Raw genomic sequence first — 6,828 nt, 5'->3', positions numbered from 1 at the left:
TTAGTTTAAAACTAAGTTGCGTACGGGCGGCAACGGAGAAGTCTGTCAGGTCGACCGGTGTAGTATATGAACCGGCCATAGGCAGCGGTGTCTGCAAGGCATCGTCTTCCGTCGGTTTATCTATTGCCGGGTCTATTAACCGGCTGTGTAACTTCTGGAAGTCTTCCTCTGTCGGTATACCTGGTGTTACTACGTTATCGGGTTGTCCGGGACTCGACTGTTTAAGTGGCTGGAAGTTCGTGAACTTGACGGTTGTTGCTCCTCCATGTCCTTCGGTGATGAATAGTTCGGTGCGGTTCACTACGCAATAGAGTTTGACGAACAGGCCTTTTTGCAACCGGAGCAGAGCAGTCGTAATGTTGTCCTTATCGGTAGCCGTCAGGTTGAAGCTATGTGCCCAATCGCCGTCGCCAGGGATGGTGGCGGCATCATCGCGATAATAGAATAGTTCTTGAAAGGTGAAATTTTTATCTTCTTCTTTCGAACCGAAAACGTAGATATCCAGTGAACGGATATAATTTTCCTCGGCTGTGGCGATGGGATCGTCTGCCTTCGTTTTAGCAGGAACAAGGTTCAACTTGTTTTTGAAACTGAGCAGAACCTCACGTCGGGTGGCGTCGTCCGATTGCCCCTCGTCGGGGCCATTCGGATTTAGCATTTCATTCTCGCTGGTACAGGCTGCCAGTAGACAGCTCAACAGGAGAATCGATAGTTTATTTTTTATGTTCATGATGTTCATCTATTATTGTTTCTTCAAAGTGATTGTTTTATCACCGCCATTTGTAATTGCGTTGGTGACGGTAATTGTTATATCATTCGTAGCATCGGCATTAGCAGCAGTGGCAGCAGAAAGAGTAATTTCAGCTGTACCATCCTCTCCGATAGCTGCCGGAGAATTTGCAACACCCGCCCATGTACTGGTTACGTCAGATATTGTAATAGCAGAACCTTTGTAACCTTTCACTTTTACTTTAATAGTTCCGTATGAGTCTTTAAAGGTCGATCCGATTACATTTATATTATCACCGTCTATCGTTCCGGCATTTGCAGTATCTAATGTTTTCTCAAATGTTATCGCTGGATCTAACCATGTTATCGTTAATATCGCATTACGGCTTTCGGCACCTGTTGCGGTATTTTGAGCGATGACTTCTGTAGTTGCACCAGTGAGTGCGGTAGCATTGTTTACTTCAATCTCGTAATTGCCAGACCCTTTATCGGTGATTGTCAATCCGGAGGTTGTCTGTTCGAGGAAAGTCATTGTTTCCGGGCAAGTCACTTTGATTGCGATCTTACTGCCGTTGGCTTTGTACATGCTGGCTGTAGAGGCATAATCTGCGATGGTCGGTGCTTCGTTGAAATCACTTTTTGCTCCCGCTGTAGCGGCTTCGAATTTCGGTTTGCTTGCTGCCTTGTGCATGGTAACGGTCAGCACTTCACTTGTATTCAGCTTGTTGGTGAATGTGATGTCGAAATCTGTAAAGTCTGTGGCTCCGGCTGTTGCTTTGACTGTATAGGAAGTAACACCATTGCTTACTGTTTCGCCATCTACGGTCAACCATTTGCCGCTGGGGATATTGGCTGTTAGGCCTTCCGGTGCGGTGATCTTCAGGTTGTATGTGTTGGTCGACAGCAAGTCGATGTCTGTTTCTACCTTATAAGTCGTAGCGTCGGAATTGCTGATCGTTGCATACGTGGAGTTGTTTTCTAGTGTTGCAGATAGTCCTGCTGCTACCGCTGTTACCGTCAGGGTTGTTTCGGCAGATGCTTCTTCGTTGTTCTGGAACTTGATTGCATAATCATTACCATCGGTCAAAACTTTTGCTATTTTGATGGTAAAGGTCGAGTAATAACCTTCCGTAACGGTTTCACCTTCCTGTTCAAACTCTCCGTTTTCGGGCAATACCAGCTTGGTACCTTCGATACACATCGCTTTCACTTTGATGTAACTGCCAACAACGTTGTACATGTTAGCTTTAAATGTATCATAATCGACTGTATTTCCTGTGCTGCCGTCTCCGCCTGTTGCCAGTGTCGGTTTAGCTTTCGGACCGTAGAATGTAAGTGTTGTCCAGAGATCAGGGTCGTAGGAGGCTGCTTCGTTGATGAAGACTACATTAACGGGCAGTTCGCCTGTCGCTTTATCTACCGTCATTTCGAAAGTACTATACCATACACCGTCCACCTCTTTATATTCCGGATCAGCTATTTGTAACCATTCGGGAGAGGCTGTTTTTGTCTCGGCTGCCGATTTTTCTGCACGCACTTTACCGGTAGCGGCGATTGTTGTTTTGAATACGCTGCTTTCTTCTACGGTAAATGCTGTTTCTGAGTCGCCGATTGCTACCGGTATATTGCCTGTTGTCGCTTCAAATCCTGTCGCTACGTCAAACACCGGAGCGTCATTGTTCGGTTTTACATTGATACCACCGCCGGAAGTCCAGTCTACTACTTCGAATGAACCATAGATAGATGCTTGGGTGACATCGGTAATGCTCAACTGATAACGGCTGTTCGCTTTGATATCAATATAGGCAGGAGTACCGTCCGCGTTGCTTTTCTGTATGGGCACATTGTAAGTGACAGGTACATCTTCGAGGGTAACCGGACTTTTATAAGTACCTTCGATAATCAGGTAACATTCGTCGCTCGAAAGTGCCGGATATACATAGAGAGCACTTTCTTTTACCCCGTTGTTGGCTGTCGGGCCGCTGAACGGAACCGGTGCATAGGTCATGAGATCCGCATCTTTATCGCCTACGGCACTTAATGTTGTGCTAAGAGGCCATAGCGTTCCGGTTTTACGGGCATGACCGAGGCTGATATTCTTAATTGTCAGACGCGATTTGCTGGTCGTGTTGTCAATATCGAAACGAGCCATTGCACGACGCAGAGTGATGTTTACCTTCGATACGCTTCCGCTGATCTTGGTCTGTCCTTCGCCGGTCATCAGAAGCGGTGTCGAGATGATATCTTTCACACCGGCATCTCCTGCTTCGTTTTTCATTATTTTGGTGTACGTTTTTACGAAATCAGCTTCGGTAGTACCCGGTGTGGTAACTTCTCCGTCTGCATCGGTTACAACTTTTACCAGATTGGCACCGTCGAAAACTTCTGTTGCTCCGTCCACCTGATAGAATTTCCCGTCTGTTGTACTACTGGAACCATTGTTCACTACACAAAAGAGTTTAACATAAGGCAATCCTATCAATTCGTTTGGATAGATAGACGCTTTCCAACCTGTGCCGGAAGCCTGTTTCTGAAAATTGGTGACAGTCGGAGTAACTGGATTATAAGCCGTTCCCTCCGTCCATGTTTCCAGATAGTAATAAGGACCTCCCTGCTTTTTGGCGGCAAATAGATAAACTTGCAGCTTATCTATTTCATTCTCACTTTCGGAAGCGATCGCCTTGGTATATTCCTGGCTTTCGCTGGTTCCGCTCATTTCGATCTGGATTTCGCTGCGCCCCGTGATCGTAGGGGTGTCGTTGTTCTCGATGTCTTCCGAGCAACTGACGGCCAGGCCCGTAAAAGCCAGGAGCAGCATCAAATTTTTTACGTTCATTCTTTGTAAGTTTAAATTAAACATAGTGTGATATATTTTTTAATTCCATTCCTCAGTTTTTGCACAGGGGCGAAGGGATGGTAATCCCAGAGGCGGTAGGATGGTAATCCAATAACCGCGGGGATGGGTATCCCATAAGGGCTGGGACGGTAATTCCAGCGGCCCTGTGCAAACTATTCTATTACCGGACGGTCATCCTCTCCCGGGTTTCCGACTTGCAACTTCTTGTTGTATACGATTGTGCGGGCTTCTTTCAGCAACAGGTTACTCTGGCTGAACTGTGTCACAATCTGTAATTTATAACTACCGTCGGCCAGATCGGGCACGCAGGCTACTACGCACTTCGGATCGTTTTGGATGTAAGGTGTTTCTGCCTTAAACGTTTTACTGCCGTCCTCGGAAATGAAAAAGACACCTGTCACCGCTTCGTCGCCAACAACCTTGATACGTTCGCCCTCGATACGGATATACTTGTTTGTTGTTATCTCGCCATTGGTCTTCTGGGTCATAGTGTCGGTAACCAGACCAATGCGTGCCACGTCGCTTTTTACTCCGAGATTGATTACTTTTACGTTTTTCAAGGCTTCACGTAGCTTTTTAGTCGGGGTGATGTCGAATGTCAATCGGTGGATAGCGGGATCGAACTGGGTTTCCGGACTGGCGAAATTACCCAGGATGCGCGGGGTGAACTGACAAAGGTCGGTTATCACGCTATCGCCGTTCAACAAGGCCTCGAGGATTATATCGCTGTCCTGCGATGTAACCGAAAGGATAGTCGGGTATTTCAACTCGGAACCGGTGCGCTTAATTTCCTTGGCAGTATCTTCTTTGGTCAGGGTTTTCGGGCCGGTTTTTACTTCGGCAATACAGTCTTCCGTATTGTCTTTCGTCAGAGGGTTATCACGTAGATAAAACTCCCAATAATGATCTTTTTCGTAACTTTCCATGATGTCTGTAAGTTTTTATAAATACTAATATTGTTTATTTAATCCGGTATAAAACCGGATGTTGACTATTTACCTCCGGGATAACCGGAGGAACTTGCTGATTAGACAGATGGGATGGTTACATAACTAACAATCCCATCATGTTAAAGAACGCTTTCGTTAGTTCGACATGATGGGATTGATAAAGGGGTGAATTGTTAGAGTAAGCGGCACAAATCGTAATACATTAATCTTGTATGATCGTTTACGTCTTTTTGTGTCAGATATTCGAAACCGTTTTTCTCGTAGAAAGTGAATGCTGTTCGATAAGCGTCTACAGTGATAAAACGGCATCCTGCTAATTGCTGATTGAGCGTAAGGCTTTTAACATAATCCAGGATCAGACGCCCCAATTGATGTTTTTGACTATTTAAGTCAACGCCGAGACGTCCTATTTTCAGTGATGGATAACTTTTAAAGTCCTTACCTTCGTTTATTAACCCTTTGTTACTTTTAAATTCAATGAAAGAAGTCGTATTCTTCGTGTCTTCTTTAGATATTTTATCGAAAAGAAGACTGAAATAAGCTACGATTTTTTCTTTGTCTTTTAGAACGTAGGTTAACGACATCCGGCGGGTCATTGACTGGTATGCATTACTGACCAGGAAATCGTTTAAGTCATCATCACCGCAATCGAATAACTGAAAATCAGTATTGTTGGAAAGAATTTGTAAGTTAAGATGTTTTGGTAGCATAATTGAAACTGTTATTTAGTTGTTATTGAAACCATATATTCATACGCTTTACGGATACGTTGTTTCTCTTTCTCCGTAGCTTTGTGCATTTCATTGTACCTCATTCGTTCATCGAAACGCTTTGCATCGTCACCGTATAATACGGGAGTTTCTTTAATTTGTCTTGCCATAGCTGTACTTGTTTTAATTAAACAGAAGCAAAGATAGACAATACTAATAACATAAACATCATACATTTACAAAATCTCTCCTTCAACTGATGATTTTATTGCTTTCATCAATTATCAATCCCATCATGTCAAAGAACGCTTCAGGTTGTTTGACATGATGGGATGAAAATTTTTTATAGGCTAAAGGTCAATTATAAATGTTGCAGTATCTCTTTTATATCCAATTGCATTTTAGAGAAGGCGAACCATTTCTTGCCTAAATCTTTTAACGAGGCGCCGATATGATAAAGTTCCTTTTCGTCAATAATCAGAAAACGATCATGCGACTGTCGGAACTGCTTGATATCGATCGGCTCGTATTGTGAGTTATGACGCTGTAAATCCAAAGCTAATTGTTTGGAGATCTCGGCGGTATAAATAGTAACTCTTACGCCGTGAATACGCTTGGCAAATAAAGTCAGTACCGTATCATCTATATAATTATCGATCAGGATAAGAGAACTTTTAGCCGTACGGATCAGGTCGGCTACAAACTTGTAGGCATCAAAAAGTTGACCGTCATAGAAAACACCTTCCACCGGCGGCAGGGATGTTTTGATGAAAAAATTGAACTTTTCATCGTATTCGGAAAATTTGGAGTTCATTCGCTGTTCGATAAGCTCTATTCGCTGATTGATTACATAGCCGTTTAAAAGATATCCTCGGATTACATTGGTGGCCCATTGTCTGAACCGTATACCACATGTTGTGTTTACTCTGTATCCAACAGATATAATTACATCTAAATTATAATAATCTAGATTACGGGTTATGTTTCTTGTTCCTTCCAAGCGAACTGTTCGGAATTTCCGAACAGTTAAAGCTGCTGATAATTCGCCTGATTCATATATATTTTTGATATGTTCACTGATGTTGGCTTTACTTGATTGAAACAATTCCACCATCTGCGCCTGAGTAAGCCAAACGGTTTCGTCCTCCATTCTAACCTCCAGTTGTAAGGTGCTTTCCGACTGATAAATGATTATTTCTCCTTTGTCTTTCATAATTAATGAATTTTGGTTCATACTATGAAGGCAAAGGCATTCATTTCAATGAATATACAATCATTTAAGTCTGATTATTTTAATCCCATCATGTCAAAGAACGCTTTACATTTATTATCTATACAGATAATAAACTTTACTTATATCCAACTTAAGATGTCTTTACACATCGAGACCAATAAAGATGTGATTTTTCATCTTCAGAAAGAAACCAGTCTTGTGGTTGAAATATCCAAACTTTTGTACTGGATATTTCTGTACTTGTATTCCAATATCTTTCTCCTTGTGTGAGTCCATTATTTTTCCATTCTGTTTGTCTCCCCGGAGTATTTATCCATCTTTCAACTTCACTTTTAGTTGGTAATCTCC

Annotated in this window: 6 protein-coding genes and 1 pseudogene; all 7 read right to left on the bottom strand. The window is 42.9% G+C overall.

Annotated elements, in window-relative coordinates; all coding sequences use genetic code 11:
- A pseudogene (locus QZ076_RS21725) lies at window positions 1-730 on the bottom strand (hypothetical protein); the annotation flags it as partial.
- A 12-nt stretch (window positions 731-742) separates the two neighbouring features.
- Window positions 743-3,565 carry a hypothetical protein gene (locus tag QZ076_RS21720; protein WP_293717199.1) on the bottom strand — a complete coding sequence of 941 codons (2,823 nt, stop codon included), beginning with the start codon at window positions 3,563-3,565 and terminating at the stop codon, window positions 743-745.
- Window positions 3,566-3,738: 173 nt separating this feature from the next.
- On the bottom strand, window positions 3,739-4,512 hold the full coding sequence (locus QZ076_RS21715; RefSeq protein WP_293717198.1) for a DNA-binding domain-containing protein: 774 nt from the start codon (window positions 4,510-4,512) through the stop codon (window positions 3,739-3,741).
- A gap of 197 nt (window positions 4,513-4,709) precedes the next feature.
- Entirely contained in the window at window positions 4,710-5,246 is a 537-nt protein-coding gene (locus tag QZ076_RS21710; RefSeq protein ID WP_293717197.1) for a GNAT family N-acetyltransferase, read from the bottom strand.
- Between the two features lie 11 nt (window positions 5,247-5,257).
- Window positions 5,258-5,416 (bottom strand): hypothetical protein, encoded by a 159-nt coding sequence (locus QZ076_RS21705; protein WP_293717196.1) that lies wholly within the window; start codon window positions 5,414-5,416, stop codon window positions 5,258-5,260.
- Window positions 5,417-5,607: 191 nt separating this feature from the next.
- A complete protein-coding gene (rhuM, locus tag QZ076_RS21700; protein WP_293717195.1) occupies window positions 5,608-6,459 on the bottom strand; it encodes a RhuM family protein in 852 nt (283 codons plus the stop codon).
- A 151-nt stretch (window positions 6,460-6,610) separates the two neighbouring features.
- Window positions 6,611-6,828: hypothetical protein (locus QZ076_RS21695; protein ID WP_293717194.1), on the bottom strand; the 218-nt coding region annotated here is incomplete at its 5' end.

This window comes from uncultured Parabacteroides sp. (assembly GCF_905196875.1).
Taxonomy (GTDB): Bacteria; Bacteroidota; Bacteroidia; order Bacteroidales; family Tannerellaceae; genus Parabacteroides.
This window is presented reverse-complemented; position numbering and strand designations above follow the sequence as displayed.

Bases quoted from the DNA above. Each gene is read 5' to 3' on its own strand.
- QZ076_RS21720 (WP_293717199.1), bottom strand. From the start codon at position 3,565: ATGAACGTAAAAAATTTGATGCTGCTCCTGGCTTTTACGGGCCTGGCC.
- QZ076_RS21715 (WP_293717198.1), bottom strand. From the start codon at position 4,512: ATGGAAAGTTACGAAAAAGATCATTATTGGGAGTTTTATCTACGTGAT.
- QZ076_RS21710 (WP_293717197.1), bottom strand. From the start codon at position 5,246: ATGCTACCAAAACATCTTAACTTACAAATTCTTTCCAACAATACTGAT.
- QZ076_RS21705 (WP_293717196.1), bottom strand. From the start codon at position 5,416: ATGGCAAGACAAATTAAAGAAACTCCCGTATTATACGGTGACGATGCA.
- rhuM (WP_293717195.1), bottom strand. From the start codon at position 6,459: ATGAAAGACAAAGGAGAAATAATCATTTATCAGTCGGAAAGCACCTTA.